The 18,412-nt window shown below is 57.9% G+C and carries 11 protein-coding genes, 1 tRNA gene and 1 pseudogene; 4 read left to right on the top strand and 9 right to left on the bottom strand.

Annotated features, from left to right (window positions below):
* Nucleotides 1-98 precede the first annotated feature (98 nt).
* From ACL2XM_RS07050 to ACL2XM_RS07030, 5 genes are all read right to left on the bottom strand, one after another.
* Nucleotides 99-1,082, bottom strand: coding sequence for an MDR family oxidoreductase (locus ACL2XM_RS07050; protein WP_410014630.1), 984 nt, complete (start codon nt 1,080-1,082; stop codon nt 99-101).
* A gap of 46 nt (nt 1,083-1,128) precedes the next feature.
* Nucleotides 1,129-1,761 carry a TetR/AcrR family transcriptional regulator gene (locus ACL2XM_RS07045; protein WP_410014629.1) on the bottom strand — a complete coding sequence of 211 codons (633 nt, stop codon included), beginning with the start codon at nt 1,759-1,761 and terminating at the stop codon, nt 1,129-1,131.
* A 138-nt stretch (nt 1,762-1,899) separates the two neighbouring features.
* On the bottom strand, nt 1,900-3,516 hold the full coding sequence (locus ACL2XM_RS07040; RefSeq protein WP_413732605.1) for a DHA2 family efflux MFS transporter permease subunit: 1,617 nt from the start codon (nt 3,514-3,516) through the stop codon (nt 1,900-1,902).
* Complete coding sequence (locus ACL2XM_RS07035) at nt 3,503-4,639, bottom strand: HlyD family secretion protein (RefSeq protein WP_413732603.1); 1,137 nt, start codon at nt 4,637-4,639, stop codon at nt 3,503-3,505. Before ACL2XM_RS07035 ends, ACL2XM_RS07040 begins: the two co-directional genes overlap by 14 nt.
* The gene (locus tag ACL2XM_RS07030) at nt 4,636-5,124 is read right to left on the bottom strand and encodes a MarR family winged helix-turn-helix transcriptional regulator (RefSeq protein WP_410014626.1); all 489 of its coding nucleotides are present in this window, start codon (nt 5,122-5,124) and stop codon (nt 4,636-4,638) included. Before ACL2XM_RS07030 ends, ACL2XM_RS07035 begins: the two co-directional genes overlap by 4 nt.
* A gap of 203 nt (nt 5,125-5,327) precedes the next feature.
* On the opposite strand from ACL2XM_RS07030, the gene ACL2XM_RS07025 reads away from it, so the two are divergent.
* The 4 genes and pseudogenes from ACL2XM_RS07025 to ACL2XM_RS07010 form a co-directional block, all read left to right on the top strand.
* Entirely contained in the window at nt 5,328-7,046 is a 1,719-nt protein-coding gene (locus tag ACL2XM_RS07025; RefSeq protein WP_410014625.1) for an ABC transporter ATP-binding protein, read from the top strand.
* A 266-nt stretch (nt 7,047-7,312) separates the two neighbouring features.
* A complete protein-coding gene (locus ACL2XM_RS07020) occupies nt 7,313-8,653 on the top strand; it encodes an anaerobic C4-dicarboxylate transporter (RefSeq protein WP_413728155.1) in 1,341 nt (446 codons plus the stop codon).
* Nucleotides 8,654-8,786: 133 nt separating this feature from the next.
* Nucleotides 8,787-8,862: transfer RNA gene (locus ACL2XM_RS07015), tRNA-Asn, on the top strand.
* 229 nt (nt 8,863-9,091) lie between these two features.
* Nucleotides 9,092-10,349 (top strand): annotated as a pseudogene (locus ACL2XM_RS07010) (tyrosine-type recombinase/integrase); the annotation flags it as partial.
* A 234-nt stretch (nt 10,350-10,583) separates the two neighbouring features.
* On the opposite strand, the gene ACL2XM_RS07005 reads toward ACL2XM_RS07010, so the two are convergent.
* The 4 genes from ACL2XM_RS07005 to ACL2XM_RS06990 form a co-directional block, all read right to left on the bottom strand.
* Nucleotides 10,584-11,549, bottom strand: a complete 966-nt coding sequence (locus ACL2XM_RS07005; RefSeq protein ID WP_413730265.1) for an alpha/beta hydrolase — start codon at nt 11,547-11,549, stop codon at nt 10,584-10,586.
* A gap of 91 nt (nt 11,550-11,640) precedes the next feature.
* Nucleotides 11,641-12,897: an alpha/beta hydrolase-fold protein gene (locus ACL2XM_RS07000; RefSeq protein WP_413730264.1), complete on the bottom strand. Its 1,257-nt coding sequence runs from the start codon at nt 12,895-12,897 to the stop codon at nt 11,641-11,643.
* Between the two features lie 299 nt (nt 12,898-13,196).
* Entirely contained in the window at nt 13,197-16,865 is a 3,669-nt protein-coding gene (iroC, locus tag ACL2XM_RS06995; RefSeq protein ID WP_413730262.1) for a salmochelin/enterobactin export ABC transporter IroC, read from the bottom strand.
* A 164-nt stretch (nt 16,866-17,029) separates the two neighbouring features.
* A complete protein-coding gene (locus ACL2XM_RS06990; RefSeq protein WP_413730261.1) occupies nt 17,030-18,145 on the bottom strand; it encodes a glycosyltransferase in 1,116 nt (371 codons plus the stop codon).
* Nucleotides 18,146-18,412 lie beyond the last annotated feature (267 nt).

The following is an 18,412-nucleotide window of genomic DNA, read 5'->3' as shown; positions in this document are numbered from 1 at the left end:
GGCTAATTAATCAGTATTGATGAACAGTGATCGGCGCAATACGACCCTGCGGGTACAACATCATGCCCCGCTCGGCGGCGGGGCATGATGCCTGGCGGTTAACGGTTAACGTCGACGACAATCCGGCCACGGACTTTGCCGTCCAGCAGCGCGCCCGCGGTGGCGATGACCTCGCCCAGGCCGATTTCCCGGCTGATGCTGTTTAACAGGCCGTCGTCCACCAGGGCGGCGATTCGCTGCCAGGCGATCAGGCGATCGGCCACCGGGCGCATCACGCTATCCACCCCGGCCAGGGTCACGCCGCGCAGGATAAACGGCGCCACGCTTGCCGGCAAATCCATGCCCTGGGCCAGGCCGCAGGCGGCCACGGTACCCTGGTAGCGTAAACCGGCGCAGACATTGGCCAGCGTATGGCTGCCGACGCTGTCGATGGCGGCGGCCCATTGTTCCTTGCCCAGCGGACGCCCCGGCGCGGAAAGCTGCGCCCGGTCGATAACCTCGGCTGCGCCCAGTTGCCGCAGATGTTCCGCCTCCTCCTGACGCCCGGTGGACGCCGTTACCTCATAGCCCAGGCGGGAGAGGAACGCGATGGCAAAGCTGCCGACGCCGCCGTTGGCGCCGGTAACCAGTACCTTGCCCCCCGCCGGCGTCACGCCGTTTTTCTCCAGCGCCAGCAACGCCAGCATGGCGGTATAACCGGCGGTGCCTATCGCCATGGCCTGCCGGGCGGTCAGCCCCGCGGGCAGCGGGATCAGCCAGTCGCCGTTCAGCCGCGCTTTTTGCGCCAGCCCGCCCCAGTGTTTTTCCCCCACGCCCCAGCCGTTAAGCAGCACCGCGTCGCCCGCTTTAAAAGCGCTATGATCGCTATGCGTGACGATACCGGCCAGATCAATGCCCGGCACCAGGGGGAACGTGCGTACCACCGGGCCTTTACCGGTAATGGCCAGCCCGTCTTTATAGTTGAGCGTGGAATACGCAACATCTATCTGCACATCGCCCGCGGGCAGCTGCGCCTCGTCCAGGCGGGTATGGCGGGCGCGATAGCCTTGTTCGTCTTTCTCAACCAAGATTGCGTTAAACATGCTGATTCCTCAAATGGTCTTTAAATATCGTGAGCCCGGCAAGGGTTCAGCGCGGCAGACCGGCGAAAAACCCGTCGGCGAACCGCTGTAAAGGTTGGGGGCCGCCGGCCAGCCGGGCGCGCATTACCGCCCCTTCCCAGCCGATCCAGAAAAATTCCGCCAGGCCTTCGCAGTCCGCGTCCGGCGGTAATTGCCCGGCGGCGCGCGCCAGCCGCAGGCAGCAGGCGACCCGCTGTTGCCATTGCTGCAAAATGTCGCTGAGCTGGCGGCGGTAGCTTGCCGGCAGCACGTTGATTTCCTGCCCGAGATTGCCCACCAGGCAACCGCGTCTGAAATCGTATTTCGCCATGCCCAGGCTGAGGTCGGACACCAGCGCCCGCAGGCGCTCCAGCGGCGGCAGGGTTTCGTCCAGCAGCCAATGGTCCAGCTTGCGCAGAAAATAGCGGCCGTAGTAGTCGATAATCGCCTGCCCGAACGCTTCCTTGCTCTCGAAGTAGTAGTAAAACGAGCCTTTCGGCACGCCCACCTGCTTCAGGATGCCGTCGATACCCGAGGCGCTGAACCCCTGCTCGGTCAGGATAGCGGTACCGCAGCGAATCAGATTTTCACGGGTATCCGGCTGGTCCCGGGCGATTTTCGGCGGACGCCCGCGCCGCGCGGCAACAGTTTTTTCATTCATGGTAATAATATAGACCGATCGTCTATAAAAATCGAGTGTAACCTGTTCCACCGCGCGGTTTATTGCGCCGGATCATGATCCGGCAAACGCCAGGCCAACCGGCCTGGCGAACGTCGCGGGCAGCGTTACCCGGAGGAATCAGTCATGCGCGGCGGCCGCGGCAGGCGCCGGCTCCGCCTGCAATTGCGTCGCCGGCCGGTTCCGGCCGCGCATAAACCACGCCGGGATAATCGCCAGGAAGAAAAACACCGCCACGATATAAAACCCGTCCTGATAGGCGAACAGCTGCGCCTTCGGCACCAGCATGGTTTCCAGGTAGGCCATTGAGCCGGGATTCACGCCTTGCGGTAAGCGGCTGCCGAACGGATTGCCCCAGTGGGAATAGAGCAGCGCCAGGCGGGAGATGGATTCCGCCGCCGTGGCGTTGGCGGCCGTCAGCGCCTGCGCCAGGGCGTCGCCGTGAAAAATGGTACGCCGGTCGATAATCACCGACAGCAGGTTAACGCCAAAGGCGCCGCCCAGCTGGCGGACAAAATTAAGGCTGCCGGATCCCTGGGCCAGCTTATCCGCCGGCAGCGCCCGCAGCGCCCCGGCGTTCAGCGCCGGCAGCATAACGCCCAACCCGATACGGCCCAGCACGACCCACAGGGCCATGGTCCAGAAAGGGGTATCGACATCGACGCCGCCGGACAGCCAGCAGGACAGGCCGAAAATCGCCAGCCCGGCCATCACCGGCAGATGCGGCGGCAGGCGATCGCTCAGTTGTCCGGCAATGGGAAATATCAGCCCCAGCACCAGCCCGGAGGGCATCAGCAATAATCCGGAGCGGGTGGGCGTATATCCCTGCACGGTTTGGACAAACAGCGGGATGATATAGGTGGAACCGTAAATGCCGGCCCCCAGCGCGAAGGCCACCACGCACCCAGCGGAAAAACGCAGGTTATTGAATACCCGCAGGCTAAGCAACGGCTGCGGCGCCACCAGTTCCCACAGGATAAACGCGGCGGCGGTTATCAGGGCGGCGGCAAACATGCCGATAATAAAAAAAGAATCCCATCCCTCGCGCTGGCCGTTGGACAAACCGGTGAGCAGCGTGATCAGCGCGCAGACCAACAGCAAAAACCCGAGGCCGTCGAACCTGCGGCGCGGCGCGGCGGCCTGCTTATCCAGCCCCGGCAGGATAACCATCGCCGCCGCCATGCCGGCAACGCAGAATGGCACCACCACCAGAAAGACAAAACGCCAGTCGTACTGATCGACCATCAGGCCGCCGACCGTCGGCCCCAGCGCCGGGGCCAGCACCACGCCCACCCCATAGATGCCCATGGCCTTGCCGCGCTGCGCGGGAGGAAATACCTGCGAGAGCACCACCATCGCCATCGGCTGGATAATGCCCGACGCGCAACCCTGCAGCACCCGGGCCAAAATCACTTCGGCGCCGCTGGCGCTGGCAAAGCCCAGCAGGCTGCCGGCGATAAACACCGCCAGCGCGCCGACAAACGCCCGCCGGTAGCCGAACCGCTCCAATACCCAGGCGGTCATCAGCATGGTGGCGGTCATCGAGGCTAAAAAAGCGGTGGAGAGCCATTGCACCTGATCCTGCCCCAGTCCAAACGCCCCCATGATATCGCGCATGGCCACGTTAACGATGGTGGCGGTGGCGGTGGTGGCGATGGTGCCCAGCATCACCGTGCCGGTGGCCAGCCAGCGATACGCGGGACCAAAACGCTGCGCCTGGGTCTCAATGGGCGACATTGATGGCCACCTCAACCATCAGGCCGGGTTTCAGCCGCGCGTCGGCCTGGTCAAAGGCAATACGCACCGGCACCCGCTGGGTGATTTTGGTAAAGTTGCCGGACGGATTGGGACTGGGCAGCAGGGCGAATTGATTGGTGGCGGTATTGCCGACCCGGATCACGTGCCCATGGGAAACCAGATCGGGATAGGCGTCGATGCCGATATCCACCGGCTGGCCCACCGCCACCTTATTCAGCGCCGTTTCCTTAATGTTCGCCTCCACCCAGACGTTGTGCGGATCGTGGACCATCATCACCCACTGTCCTGCCTGCACATAATCCCCCACATCGCCCAGCGTACGATCCACCACCCCGTCCACCGGCGAGCGCAGGGTACGATCGGCGATTTCCTGGGTAATCTGCTGCGCCTGCGCCGTCAGCGCCACCAACTGCTGGCGCTGCATATCGATCTGCCGGTCCAGCACCTGCAACTGCCCGCGCTGCGCCCGGGCATTGGCCAGCGCCGCCCGCTGCGACAGCAGCTGCGCCTCGGCCTCCCGCTGCTGATCCTGACGCTGCAGCAGGGCGGTATGGCTTTCATCCCAGGTCTTGCGCGGCGTCAGTCCGCTTTTCACCAAACTATCGTCACGCTGGAAATTGGCTTGCGCCAGCGCCAGCTGATGCCCGGCGTCGGACAGCGTCGACTCCGCCACGGTCAGCTGCGCCTGCGCCTGCTCAAGGGTGGCCTGGGTGGTTAAATCGGCGGTCTGGCGCTGCGCCTCGGTATAGCGGATTTGCGCATTGGCGGATGCCAGGTCGCCTTGCACCGCCGCCAGCCGCAGCCGGGCGTCGCGGTCGTCGATCTGCGCCAGGACCTGGCCTTTTTTAACATGATCGCCATCCATCACCGGACGCGCCACCAGCCAGCCGTCCACCCGGCTGGCCAGGGTCACCACCTCGCCGCTAATATGGGCATCATTCTCGGCCACATGGGCAAAACGCCAGTCAAGCCAGGTGATAAACCAGATAGCCAGCGCTATCACCACCACCAGCCCGGCGATAACCCAGGTTTTCTGCCGATTGTTAAGACGTTTAAACGGGGTGAGGGACAGAAATCGCCGCTCGTGTACACCACTATTCATACGGGTTCCCTGTCGACGACGGCCAAACTGACCAGCACCTGTTCCAGCAAACGGTTCATTTGTTCGATATCGTTATCGTCCACGCCGGCCAGCGCCCGATCGCGCACCTGCTGGGCCATCCCCTCCACCTGCTGGACCCGCTGCATGCCGGATTCGGTCAGATGGATCTCTTTGGCGCGGCGATCGCTGCCTTCGCGCCGCTCGATAAACCCCTGGTTTTGCAGGTTATCCAACAGGCGCACCACCGAGGACGCATCCAGATAAATGGCTTCGGCCAGGTCTTTTTGCAGCATCGGCTTGTCCGCGCGCGCCAGGTATAACAGCGGCACCCAGGTGGCTTCCGTCAGGCCATAGGGCTGGAGCTTGCGATCGATAACCCGCCGCCATTGCCGCGCGGTCTGGGCAATCAGGTTGGCGAAATGGCGCTTGGGCGACGGAGCGGGCAGCGTTGAATCGGTTAAAGACGAGGTAGGAGTTGATGACATAGGGAATAGATTCCAACACATTAGTTGATATATAAATAATAACTCCCTGTACCTATATATTGTCAAGACTTTACCGGCGCGACACGCCATTCCCCCTGCCCCATTGACCTTACTGGCGATTACGAGGCATTATCATTTGGTCAACATATTCATAATCATCGTAAAAGTGATCCCGCATTGCGATTTTGTCAGAGGATGCATTGATGCTCCGCCGTTTTTTTAGCTACTACCTTCCTTATAAGCGCTTGTTTGCGCTCGATTTCGGCTGCGCCATTCTCGCCGGCCTGCTTGAGCTGGGTTTTCCCATGGCGGTAAAACTCTTTATCGACAAATTACTGCCCGCCCAGGACTGGGTGCTGGTATGCGTCTCCGCCGCCGGCCTGCTGCTGATTTATTTGCTCAATACCGGGCTGATGGCGGTGGTTAACTATTGGGGTCACGCCCTGGGCGTGGGCATAGAAACCGATATGCGCCGCGAGGCGTTTAATCATCTGCAGAAGCTCTCGTTCCGTTATTACGACAATACCAAGACCGGCCACATCATCACCCACGTCACCAAGGATCTGGAGGAGGTCGGCGAAATCGCCCATCACGGCCCGGAAGATCTGTTTATCGCCCTGATGACGTTTATCGGCGCGTTTATCCTGATGGCCACCGTCCATGTGCCGCTGGCGATGCTGACCGTTATCATCGTCCCCGCCATGACCTGGCTGGTCAGCAGCCAGGGCGCGCAGATGACGGACACCTGGCGCAAGCTGTTCCGCCAGGTGGGTAATTTCAACGCCCGCATCGAGGAGAGCATCGGCGGCATCCGCGTGGTCAAGGCCTTTGCCAACGAACGCCAGGAAGAAGCCCTGTTTGCCCGTGATAACGACAGCTACCGCGCCACCAAGCTGCGCGCCTACCGCATCATGACCGCCAGCCTGACCCTAAGTTATCTCAGCACCCGCCTGGTCCAGCTGATCGTGATGGTTGCCGGCACCTGGTATGTGATCAAGGGCGAGCTAAGCTACGGCGGTTTTGTCGGTTTCCTGCTGCTGGTGGAAGTCTTTTTCCGCCCGGTTGCCAAGATTTCGGCGGTGCTGGAGAGCTATCCCAAGGGCATTGCCGGCTTTAAGCGTTTTACCGGGCTGATGGATACCGTGGCCGATATCACCGACCGCCCCGCCGCCCTGGCGGTGGACAGCCTGCGCGGCGATATCGTCTATCGCGACGTCAGCTTCGGCTACCGGGCCGATAAACCGATCTTCAGCCATCTGAACCTGACCATCCGCGCCGGCGAAACCGTGGCCTTTGTCGGCCCGTCCGGCGCGGGTAAAACCACGCTGTGCTCTTTGCTGCCGCGCTTTTATGACGTGGATGCCGGAAGCATCAGCGTGGACGGCATCGATATCCGCGATATGACCCAGGCTTCGCTGCGCGGCAATATCGGCATTGTGCAACAGGACGTATTCCTGTTCGGCGGATCGATCCGCGAAAATATCGCCTATGGCAAACTGGACGCCACTGATGAGGAAATCTGGCAGGCGGCGCGGCGGGCGCGCCTTGACGAGCTGATCGCCGCCCTGCCGGAAGGACTGGATACCCTGGTGGGCGAGCGCGGGGTAAAGTTGTCCGGCGGCCAGAAGCAGCGTCTGTCCATTGCGCGTATTTTCCTGAAGAACCCGCCAATCCTGATCCTCGACGAAGCCACCTCGGCGCTGGATACCGCCACCGAGCAGGCCATCCAGCACTCGCTGTCCGACCTGTCACGGGGACGTACCACGCTGGTGATAGCCCATCGCCTGGCCACTATCCAGCATGCCGATCGCATCGTGGTGGTGGATACGCAGGGCATTATTGAACAGGGCAGCCACAAGGAACTGCTGTTGCGGCACGGCACTTATGCCCGCCTGCATCAGGCCCAATTCGGCGCGGCCTGATTGCCGCGCGAATTAACCGAATAGCGTTGAGGTTATGTTAATGAAATAACCTCAACGGCTATTCTTTTTGACCAAAAACAATAATCATCCATTAATTACAAGGCAATGCAATTATAACTCAGGGTATTATATCTTGTGACTCATCTCGCCTATTAATCAATTTTCTCGTAATAACACCCCTATCTTAGATTTGACGCAACGAATTGTGTGGTCAACAGGCCGATATTAGCGGTTAACAAAAAACGTTAACTTTCTTTGAGGAATGTATGGACTTCTTTATTCAACTGGCCGTTATTCTGGCCTGTCTGTTATACGGCGCCAGAAAGGGCGGTATCGCCCTCGGCCTCCTGGGCGGTATCGGGCTGGTTATCCTGGTCTTCGTCTTCCATCTCGAACCCGGTAAACCCCCGGTCGACGTCATGCTGGTGATTATCGCCGTGGTCGCCGCCTCCGCCACCCTGCAAGCCTCCGGCGGCCTGGACGTCATGCTGCAAATCGCCGAGCGACTCCTGCGGCGCAACCCCAAATACGTCTCCATCGTCGCCCCCTTCGTCACCTGCTGCCTGACCATCCTCTGCGGCACCGGCCATGTGGTCTACACCATTTTACCCATCATCTACGACGTGGCGATTAAAAATAATATCCGCCCAGAACGTCCCATGGCCGCCAGCTCCGTCGGCGCCCAGATGGGCATTATCGCCAGCCCCGTGTCGGTCGCGGTGGTCTCCCTGGTGGCCATGCTCGGCAATGTGTCTTTTAACGGCCGCCACCTCGACTTCCTCGACCTGCTGGCCATCACCGTTCCCTCCACCCTGTGCGGCATCCTGGCCATCGGCATTTTCAGTTGGTTCCGCGGCAAGGACCTGGATAAGGACGAGGTGTTCCAGAAATTTATCGCCGACCCCGAAAACCGCCACTATGTCTACGGCGATACCGCCACCCTGCTCAACCAGAAGCTGCCGCGCAGCAACTGGGTGGCGATGTGGATTTTCCTCGCCACCATCGCCGTCGTCGCGCTGCTGGGCGCGATGCCGCAATTGCTGCCGGTGTTCGGCGGCAAACGGCTGTCGATGGTATTGGTTATCCAGATGTGCATGCTGTTTTCCGGCGCCCTGATTATCATCGCCACCAAAACCAACCCGGCGGCCATCTCGAAAAACGAAGTCTTCCGCTCCGGCATGATCGCCATCGTGGCGGTCTACGGCATCGCCTGGATGGCGGAAACCATCTTCGGCGCGCACCTGGCCGAAATCGAAGCCAGCCTCGGCGCCATTATCAAGGTCCATCCCTGGGCCTACGCGCTGGCGCTGCTGGTGGTCTCGAAGTTCGTCAACTCCCAGGCCGCGGCGCTGGCGGCGATTGTGCCCCTGGCCCTGGCCATCGGCGTCGACCCGGCCTATATCGTCGCCTCGGCGCCCGCCTGCTACGGCTATTATATCCTGCCGACCTATCCCAGCGACCTGGCGGCTATCCAGTTTGACCGTTCCGGCACCACCCATATCGGCAAGTATGTCATCAACCACAGCTTTATCCTGGTGGGCCTGATTGGCGTGGGCGTCTCAAGCCTTGTCGGCTGGATCCTGGCCGCCGCCTACGGCTTTTTATAATAATCCGCTAGAAAATCCCGCCGCATTGCGGCGGGATGCGGGCGGATGCGCAATCTCTGAGCAAACAGACCCTTTACGTCCCTTCCCCCTTTGACATCGCCCACCACCATCGCTATTATGCGAACCCAGCGATTCCTCTGTAGTTCAGTCGGTAGAACGGCGGACTGTTAATCCGTATGTCACTGGTTCGAGTCCAGTCAGAGGAGCCAAATTCTGTTCTGTGGATGTCTACCGATGTCCATAGGTCATTGATAGAAGGATGAAAACCATCCTTCTATGCTCCAGCGACGTCCACTGAAATCCACCTGTATCCGATACTTTTAAGTCCATGTTTAAGTCCATCGGAAATGCGGGTGAGTTTGGTTCCGGATTGTTGCTTTATGATTGTTCGATTGGAAACCAGAATCCAGCTCTGACCAACAATCAGGAGCTACGATCATGGCACTTTCCGATACCGCAGTCCGCCGGGCCAAAATTACCGGCAAAGCCTATACCCTCTCCGATGATGCCGGCCTTTCGCTTGCTGTTTCACCCAAAGGTGGAAAAACCTGGCACTTCCGCTATTACTGGGGCGGAAAACAAAAGCGCATTTCTCTCGGTTGCTATCCAAGCGTCACACTCCGTGAAGCAAGACAGTTAAGAGATCATGCTTCTGCTCTGTTGGCAAAAGGCATTAATCCACGGACTGCCCGTGAGCAGCAGCGCTATGCCACCTTTCTCGCCTCTGAGAACAGCTTTGAAACCGTATTCAAGGAATGGACTGAATACCGGGCACTCACGTCGAAAGAAGGCAGAAAGTCGCCTCTTTCCCAGTGCCAGCGCGTTTTCAAGAATGATGTCCTGCCGAGAATTGGCAAAACATCTATTTATGATGTCCGCCGGACCGACCTGTTACAAATCATGAGCAGAATTGAACACCGCGGCGCATTCACCGTTGCCGAAAAAGTCCGCGGCTGGTTGAATCAGATATTCCGCTTTGCTTTAGTAAAAGTGGAAGGATTGGAGAATAACCCTGCTACCGACCTGAAGGTGGTCGCACTGCCTAAACCCCCTTCTGTCCATAATCCCTTTTTATGGATGCATGAAATCCCGGCTTTTTTACAAAACCTACGTCGTTATCCTGGCCAACCGAACACCCAGATGGGGCTTCGCCTGTTGCTGCTGACCGGTGTTCGCACCGGCGAGCTACGCCTGGCGACACCAGAGCAGTTTGATCTGGAGCGCGGGTTATGGTTTATTCCACCGGATAACGTAAAACAGCTAAAAAAGCTTTTGCGCAAGAATGGAAGACACTCGCAAGATATCCCGCCCTACACTGTCCCTTTATCTGTACAGGCTATTGAAATCATCTACCACTTGCTCGGAAATAGTAGACCTGCACAGCGATTCCTATTTCCCCACAATTCTGACCTGAAAAAGCGCATGAGTGAAAACACACTCAACCAAGCCCTCAAACGAATGGGATATAAAGATCGTCTGACTGGCCACGGTGTCCGCGGCACAATTTCAACGGCACTGCATGAAATTGGTTATCCAAAGGCATGGATAGAAGCACAGTTATCTCATACCGACCCGAACAAAGTGAGCGCAGCCTACAACCATGCGGCCTACGTTGAACAGCGGCGGATCATGATGCAGGACTGGGCGGACCGTCTTGATATGTTAGAACAAGGGCATATGGAAGCCGCCAATAGCCGGTTGGTTATTCAAATCGCGGGGATCCAAACAATGTCCGGCATGGATTCGGACATAACTTGTGAACCCTCTCAGGTGATAAGTGTCAATAGGGAATTTAACTGGGTTGACCCACGCATGCACCATCTTTCGGCGCTTGGGCAAGTCATGAATTCGGTTATAGTCCCGCCCCACCGGGATTCGAAAAGTAAGCGATTCAGATAATCGCTTACCCCTAACCGAACATTACGCGCCTTTAATCAGAAAAGTGATGTACGTGACAGAATTTAGGACGGTCCTCCCTTAGAGCCCCTATATGTAACAAAGCGCTTTGAAAAGAGACGTTAAACATTTCGCCATGAGTGAGTCCGGGATACGGCCAGTATGCCGCTGGCAGCCCATTCGCACGAAGGCTGGCCAGCGTTCTGCGGACTTTGCCCAGGGCATCCCCGACCTCACCTTGTACAATTTTTCCAGGAGCGTCAGCACCTTCCATAAGATATAGCTGCTTGTCATGGAAATTTCGTTTATTTATAGACTCCAGCCTTCTCAGCAGTGCGAAATCATCTCTTTCCAGAGACGGACTGGCGGCGTAATAAAATTTAAAAAAGGATGATGATAAATAAGATTCCATAACAAATAATCCTCCATAGGAATGCCCCCAAATCCCTCGTTTATCGGGGTTTATTTTAATATTTTTTTCTACTGCAAGAGAAATTCTGTCTTCAAGCAGTTGACGAAACATCGCGCTGCCGCCGCCTTTCCGGCCATAACGTTCAGAATCACCGTGTTCCTTACTATTCTGTTTGCCCGGTGGCGTATAATCATACGCCCGCGCGTTCGGTTCGAAGGGGAATTCTGTCTGATATCCAATGGCTACAATTACAGGCGGTGTTTTTTCTGAAAGCTTCCTCAGAAGGGTGTCCGACAACCTGTCCATGACGGCGTTTCCATCAAGCAGATAAAGGATGGGAAAACCTGATGTCGGGGGAGATTTGTCTGGGATGCCCGTCCATATCTTGTAATGTCTTTTCCCGTCCGCGGAGTCGAATCTCCTTACACTGAAATGATAAAAAGAGGATCCCCGGTCGGCAATATTCGACCCCAGTGGTTTCATATCCGGTTTGCCATAACTGTTCCCGGCATACAGGAGTATTATGAAAAACACGGCTGAAAACATCGTCATGCATTGATGACTATTTCGATATTTTCGGCCATTCATTTATGTCTTCTCCGTATTTGCCTATTGATAACTGCATCTGAACACCTTTTAAAGAAATATGCCTGAAAAGGTGTCCGGTTTTAGTCGACTGTTACAGTACGGTGAGTCCGTCGATAAGGGCTCCACGCCACCATGCAAAATCGTGGCCGCCGGTATAGATTGAAAGATCGCTATCTACGCCTGCCGCGAGCAGCCGTTGGTGCAATTGTTGGACATGAGGCACCATCGCGCCTTCCAAAGCGCCCACGCATAGCCGGATCCGCACCTCCTTCGGCGGCGTGGCCAGCACGTGTTCGCTCACCCAGGACGTATCATTCTCGGTGAACATGACGGGACGCCGGTTCCCATCCGGGGTCCACCACAGGGAGGGTGAGTGGCAAAGTACGCAGCCGAATATGCCAGGTGCATGCAAAGCTGCCATGAGTGCGGTAACGCCGCCAAGACTTTGCCCGGACAGTACAGTCTTTGAACGGCCAGCCCATGTTCTATCAGGATATTCCGCACGTACCTGAGGCACCAAGCGCTCGGCAATGTCGAATACGAGCCCGCTATAGCCACCCAGGATCGCACAGCGGTCGGTTTCATCAAGGTTGTCGATTCCTAGCACGGCCAAGGGGCCGATACGGCCATTATTGATGGCGACGTCGATGGCCCCAAGGATTCCTATGTGGTCGAACCAGGTCTCGGCGTCGAGCAATACCAGTAATCCTAAAGGCTCTGACCTGGGGACGTCGGGAAGATAGAGGCGCACGCGGCGCTTGTGGCCAGCGATAAATGGATACAACGTGGCGAGCACGCCGCGATGGGCGCGGGGTACTCCAGCCCACTCTCTTTCAGCCCACTCTCTTTGCTCTGGAGCCAGATCCAGGGCCAGGATAGACTCCTGTGCGTCCCCTCGTACGTTGATGCCAGGCGCCTTGTTAAACGGGTCGGGTCGACCGACAAATGGCGGTCGGCGGCCACCAAGCTGCGAGATAAGTTCGGGTGAGGTTCCCTTTGGAATTTCGATGATCGTGTATGATCCGCGGTACGTGGCCGGCAACCGTAGAGTCAGCATCCAGATGTCGCTAGACGCTACGTGGGTCATTAGCCCTTTGACGACATTGCTTTTGTCGGTCACACGGTTCAAGCGGACATAAACACCCTGCAGCGGCGTTCCCGAGCGCCATAGAAAGGTGACATCGCGGTCATCACTTTTATCGTTAACCTCAGTGACTAGAGGAATATCGACAGATTCAACGTCTCGCCAGAACGACGTGATGTCCGGCGGTGTGCGTGTTGCCAGCGGTGTGCGTATGCGTGCTGCGGCACCGACATCATCGGGCGATAAGGGCGGTATATTCCTCATTTTTGGCATTCCATGAAATATAAAGGTGGTGGGTAGTGTAGCGACCAATAAAAATTGGCCATTACATTAGACTGTTCATGGAACAGACGCGCTGATTCATTTGATGTTAGGCCGCCATTATACCCGTGGGATCTGATGGCACTGCACAAATCCTGTGATATAGCGAATTATGGCAGACTTGACCCCGGTGAGCTTTGGCAGCCGGTCGTCGGCACCATTCCGTCATAAGACTCCTGAAAAACCGTTGCATCGGATTGTTAGCCCAGCAGTTCCCCCGCCGATTTATGCTCTGCGTCATCCTATAGCGCCACAGCGGAGGAAACGGCGGCACCGGCGCTATCATGCCACAGTCGCGCGTAGAGGCCATCCAACGCAAGCAGCTCCGCATGCGTACCGTACTCGGCGATACTGCCGCCCTCCAGCACGGCGATCGCATCGCATCGACAGGCGGTGGTGAGTCGATGGGCAACCACCAGTACCGTTCGGCTATAAGCACGAGCGCCATCGGACAGAGACGTCATCAACGTCTCCTCTGAAGAACGATCCAGGCGGGAAGTGGCCTCGTCGAGCAGCAGGACATGCGCATCGGCAAGCTGCGCACGGGCCAACGCAATGAGCTGGCGCTGCCCAGCCGATAAATCCATCCCGCCGTTGTTCACCGGCGTCCGAAACCCTCGCGGCAAGGCACGCATCGTATCGAGCAGCCCAACCTGCAACGCCGCGCTTTCCACCTCCGCATCCATGCTCCATGGACGCGAATAGCGGATGTTCTCAGCGATATCGCCGCTGAACAACGCCACATCCTGCTCTACTAAGCCCACTTGGGAACGATAGTCGGCAAGTGACATCTCCTCGACGGCACGTCCCCCGATGCGAATCTTGCCGCTCGAGGGGGAATAGAGCCCGGCGATCAGCTTGACCAGGGTAGATTTTCCGGCACCGCTGCGACCCACCACCGCCACTACCGAACCCTCCGGTATGGACAGGCTTAGCCTATCCAGCGCAGGCTCGCTGCCGCCGGGATAACAAAATGTTACGTCTTCAAGCCGAAGCTCTCCCTTCATGGCAACTACCGCAGACGGATCCGAAGGTTCCATTTCCTCCGCTCCCTCGGTGGCCAGCAGTGCGTCAATATGCTTCCCGCTGGCGGAAGCTTGCTGGTAGGCATCGACAATGCCGGACAATTGTTGCACCGGCCCGTAGAACTGCCCCAGTAACAAGAAGAATCCCGCCAGCACGCCTGCGGTCAATTCACCTTCGGCGACGCGGGATGCACCCACCAACAGCACGGCGGCGTAAGATGCCTCGGTACAGAAGGTAAGGAATGGAAAGTAGACGGCAAGATATTTCTGAGCACGCACGCGGGTGGCGCGGAAGCGGTCCGACAGCGCACGCAGCTTGGTAGCCTCCAGATCCTGCTGCCCATGCGATTGCACCACGCGAAGCCCTGACACTTTCTCTTGCAGGGTGCTATTGACTTTGCCGATCTCTATGCGCGCCTGGGCATAGGCGGGTGAACTCAAACGGCGGTAAATCCATGTGGCCAGTATGACCACCGGGACACCGCCTAGCGCAACCAGGGCCAGGACCGGGTCGAGCCAGAACATGGCTATCGCAATGGCTACCATGGTGACCAGGCTGGTCGCGGCGCCGGCGAGACCGTTTTGCAGAAACCGTGCTAGTGCATCCACGTCTACCGTCATTCGGGTGAGCCGGGTATCGACGTTCTGCTCATGGTAAGGTAGGCCTAGCCGCAACAAATGCCCGAAGCTTCTTAACCGAACCGTGTGCTGCACGGTTTCCGCCGCGCGCGCCGAGACCACTGTCTGCAATGAATAGCAACACCAACTGATGGCAACCAGGCACAGGGCGAGCGCCGCACACATTCCGATCATGGCCAGGTTGCCCGCAGCTACGCCCGTGTCGATACCACGCTGCAAGAGCACGAGCACGCCGACGCTCGCTGCCGAGTCAACCGCGATCAGCATGGCCGCGGCCACAAACATCCACGCCACGGGGACTAACAGCGACGCCACCCGCCGCCCCTCACCTGCCTGTGCCAACCGCACCGCCCGTTCGGGCACGCGACTCATGCGTTCACGGAAACCTTCGCCAGCCATGGCCGTGGTGTCTTCATCGCCCTCACCACCAGGGGCCCCCAGAGAGGAGATTGGCTCGGGCCAGAGTATCGCGGTCGAAACGGGGGGTTTCTCCAGGAAATCGCCTGCGCTTGACATGAGGGAAACGAATGCCGGACAGCGCGCCTCAAGCTCAGCCTGCGTGCCGATATCGGCAACGCGCCCTTGCTCTAGTACCACAATCCTGCTGGCCAACTGCAACGTCGAACGCCGACGTGCTATAACCAGAAGCATGTGCCCATGGTCGGAATATCGGCCAAGCGCGGCGTTGATCTCTGCCTCGGTACCGGCATCAACTGCTGAAGTGGTGTCGTCCAGGATCAGTACACTTGGCGCTGTAAGCAACGCACGTGCGAGCGCAATACGCTGTCTTTGCCCACCGGAGAGGTTTGTCGCGCGCTCGGTAAGCCGGGTCTTGAACCCCTTCGGTAGCGCTAAAATGAAGGCAGTGGCTCCGGCCGCGTCAGCTGCATGGCTAATGTCCTCTTCCGTGGCATCCGGATGGCCATAGGCGATATTCTCGGCGACGGTGCCGGCAAAAAGAAAGGTATCTTCGAACACCACGCCAACCGCGCGACGCAGCTCTTCCAGTCTGAGATCGGCAATATTCTGCCTACCCCGCTCAGTGTTGAGCCACAGGTGCCCGGCGGTCGTATCGTAGAACCGTGCGAGCAGCATCAACAAGGTCGATTTACCCGAGCCAGACGCCCCCACTACCGCGATAGTCTCTCCCGCACTGATAGAAAACGACACGTCGCGCAGTACGCCAGCGCCGCCGCCGTAGTTGAATCCGACACCCTCCAATGCCAATCCAACAACTTTTCCGGCAACGGACTGAGACCCATCTTGCATTTGCGGCCGGGTGTCGATGAGGGAGAAAACGCGCTCGACCGAAGCCTGGGTACGCTGAGCAATCACCAGGAACGAGGCAAACACCCGGGTAGGGCCGGTCAGCATGGCGAGGAAACTGGCAAAAGCCACGAACGTTCCCAGGTCGATCCGTCCGGCCATCACGGACCAGCCGCCGAAACACAGCAACACGATTTGACCAAGCACCGGGAGTGCCAGCATGGTGGCGCCCGGCATGGCCTGGGCGATCGCCGAACCAATACGCACGCGTACCATATGCCGCGACTGGCGGTCCAGCCATTGCATCTCACGCAACTCCCCCACACAAGACTTGACGATGGAGATCTGCGTGAGAACCTCGCGCATGTGCTCTGTCAGATGAGCGAGCCTGTCCGAAGCCAGGCCCGTCTGCGCAAAAACACGACGGCGCGCGCGCAGCGCCGTCACGGCTAAACCGGCCAGCACGGCGACGACGATAAGCGTCATGGTCGGCGACATCCACAACATCACCGCGAGACCCGCAACGTAATAGGTAAGGACGGCCAGAGGCACAGGACACATCTGCAACAGAGTATGCATCTGCTGAAGATCGCTATTGGTGCGCGAAATAACCTGCCCCGTACGCAGGGCGTCTTGACCGGCCCCATCAAGTTTTTGGATACTGTCGAAAGCCCTTCCCCGCAAAGTGTGCTGAACCCACAACGAAAGTTCCCCGGCATAGCCGCGGCGCACATAGTTGCCGACGAAATCGAACAGCGCAATGAACAGCAGTCCAGCGGCGAGCCATGGCAACCCTGTGGGATCGCCAGCCAGTGCATCGTTAACCGCCTGGCGGGTAAGTAAAGGCGTCAACGCGGCCAGGATAATAGTCGTCACCGAGGCAAGTACCACAATGATGCTTAACGTCTTACGTTCCCAGCACACGCTGGCAAGGCGAACTATCCAGGAGCCAGCCGGCATTGGAGAATGGGCGGTGAGCATCAAGCCTCCTTCATCTGCGATAGAAGAGATCCATGGGTGCAATGGGCAAACCGCACCCAGACAGATCCAGTTAAAAATTGCGTCAGCGCACGCCCCGTGGGAATCCTTTGCGGGTAAAGGCAGCACCATCACAATGGCGTAACATAATCGTAGGACGGCTCTAGTCAGCCATGCTTCAGTTTTGCAACAAGGCTGTCAGCAACTTCGCATGGGCTAGCTTGCGTAGCCATTTCGGCAGCGACCTGTGCTGAAGCTGCACGCAGTGAGGTATTACTCAGGAATGTATTGATCAAATCGCTGGTCAATCCATCCTCGCCGGGGATGATCCCGCATCCCCGCTCCACGACAGCCTTGGCATTGACAGGACGATCCGCCCCTTGGCCAAACACGATCTGCGGTATCCCTGCGTGTAAAGCCGTAAGGGTGTTACCCGCCCCCCCATGATGAATAAATCCATCGGCGCCGTTGAGAAACACGCCCAGCGGAATCCAGTCGACAAGCCGTACGTTTGGCGGCAGCTTGCGCAAATCAGAACGCGCATTAGCTGATAGCTGTAAGATGATGTCGGCATCCACTTCGTCGGCCGAGTCCATAACCCACGAAATCAGATCCAGCCCATCGACCATGGGCTTGACGGTGCCAAGACTGACCAACAAACGTTTCCGGTCTGGCGCCCTCTCCCACCATTCCTCCCAGACTGCCCCTCCGTTGTAGGGTACATACTGCATTGAAATGATGGGTTCACCTTCATTCTGCAGAATACTCATACTCGGCGGCGTGACATCGATCCATGCCAGATCGCGCGGCGGCGCATCGACACCATGGCGGGCGTAGGCATCGGCCAACGATCGCGTCACCCCTTTTATATGCCATGGGGTGTGGCCGAATCCGACGGTTTGCATGACCACGGGGATACCATACTTAGCCGCAATTAATGGCCCTACGACGCCCAGCGGCGGATACACGATCAGGTCGGGCCGCCATTGCCCTGCGAATTCAACCAAGCGGTCGGCCATCTCTTCACTAAAGAAAGAGAAGTTCCCCATTCTGGTGCCTATGTTGCTCTTCTTCCTCATATCCTCCCGACGCCGATAGTCGGCCTCCGAATCGAATCCGGGCGCGGCATCGAACGCCACCAGGCCGGCCTCAGCCGCCTTTTGCGCAAATTTTCCCGTGCTCGCGATCACAACTTCATGCCCATTCACACGAAAAGCCTGAGCAAGAGAGAACACTGGATACAACAGGCCATACAAAGGTGGACCAACAAAGAGAATACGCATGAGAAAATCCCTCTCCGCTTGACGAACTGAAATCTGGAAGTTAACGCAAACACCCAGCCCGCTGAAGCGGCTCTGTTTTTCCAGTCAAGCCACCAATCAGCTAATCGAAGCTGAGATCCCTTTGAATTCCTATGGGGCGCTTAATCGGCGACCCAACAACGTAACTATTGCTTTTCCACCGTCAGATGCCCCAATAGGGCATCAGTCAGATAAAATCATAATTTGCAAATACTAATGATAATAATTACCAATATCATTAGTATTTGC

The sequence above is a fragment of the Sodalis sp. RH20 genome, from assembly GCF_047324205.1.
GTDB lineage: Bacteria > Pseudomonadota > Gammaproteobacteria > Enterobacterales > Enterobacteriaceae > Acerihabitans.
This window is presented reverse-complemented; position numbering and strand designations above follow the sequence as displayed.

Excerpts from the sequence above, each read along its gene's own strand:
- ACL2XM_RS07050 (WP_410014630.1), bottom strand. The coding sequence starts at position 1,082 with ATGTTTAACGCAATCTTGGTTGAGAAAGACGAACAAGGCTATCGCGCC.
- ACL2XM_RS07005 (WP_413730265.1), bottom strand. The coding sequence starts at position 11,549 with ATGAATGGCCGAAAATATCGAAATAGTCATCAATGCATGACGATGTTT.
- ACL2XM_RS07035 (WP_413732603.1), bottom strand. The coding sequence starts at position 4,639 with ATGAATAGTGGTGTACACGAGCGGCGATTTCTGTCCCTCACCCCGTTT.
- ACL2XM_RS07040 (WP_413732605.1), bottom strand. The coding sequence starts at position 3,516 with ATGTCGCCCATTGAGACCCAGGCGCAGCGTTTTGGTCCCGCGTATCGC.
- ACL2XM_RS07020 (WP_413728155.1), top strand. The coding sequence starts at position 7,313 with ATGGACTTCTTTATTCAACTGGCCGTTATTCTGGCCTGTCTGTTATAC.
- ACL2XM_RS07030 (WP_410014626.1), bottom strand. The coding sequence starts at position 5,124 with ATGTCATCAACTCCTACCTCGTCTTTAACCGATTCAACGCTGCCCGCT.
- ACL2XM_RS07025 (WP_410014625.1), top strand. The coding sequence starts at position 5,328 with ATGCTCCGCCGTTTTTTTAGCTACTACCTTCCTTATAAGCGCTTGTTT.
- iroC (WP_413730262.1), bottom strand. The coding sequence starts at position 16,865 with ATGCTCACCGCCCATTCTCCAATGCCGGCTGGCTCCTGGATAGTTCGC.
- ACL2XM_RS07000 (WP_413730264.1), bottom strand. The coding sequence starts at position 12,897 with ATGAGGAATATACCGCCCTTATCGCCCGATGATGTCGGTGCCGCAGCA.
- ACL2XM_RS07045 (WP_410014629.1), bottom strand. The coding sequence starts at position 1,761 with ATGAATGAAAAAACTGTTGCCGCGCGGCGCGGGCGTCCGCCGAAAATC.
- ACL2XM_RS06990 (WP_413730261.1), bottom strand. The coding sequence starts at position 18,145 with ATGCGTATTCTCTTTGTTGGTCCACCTTTGTATGGCCTGTTGTATCCA.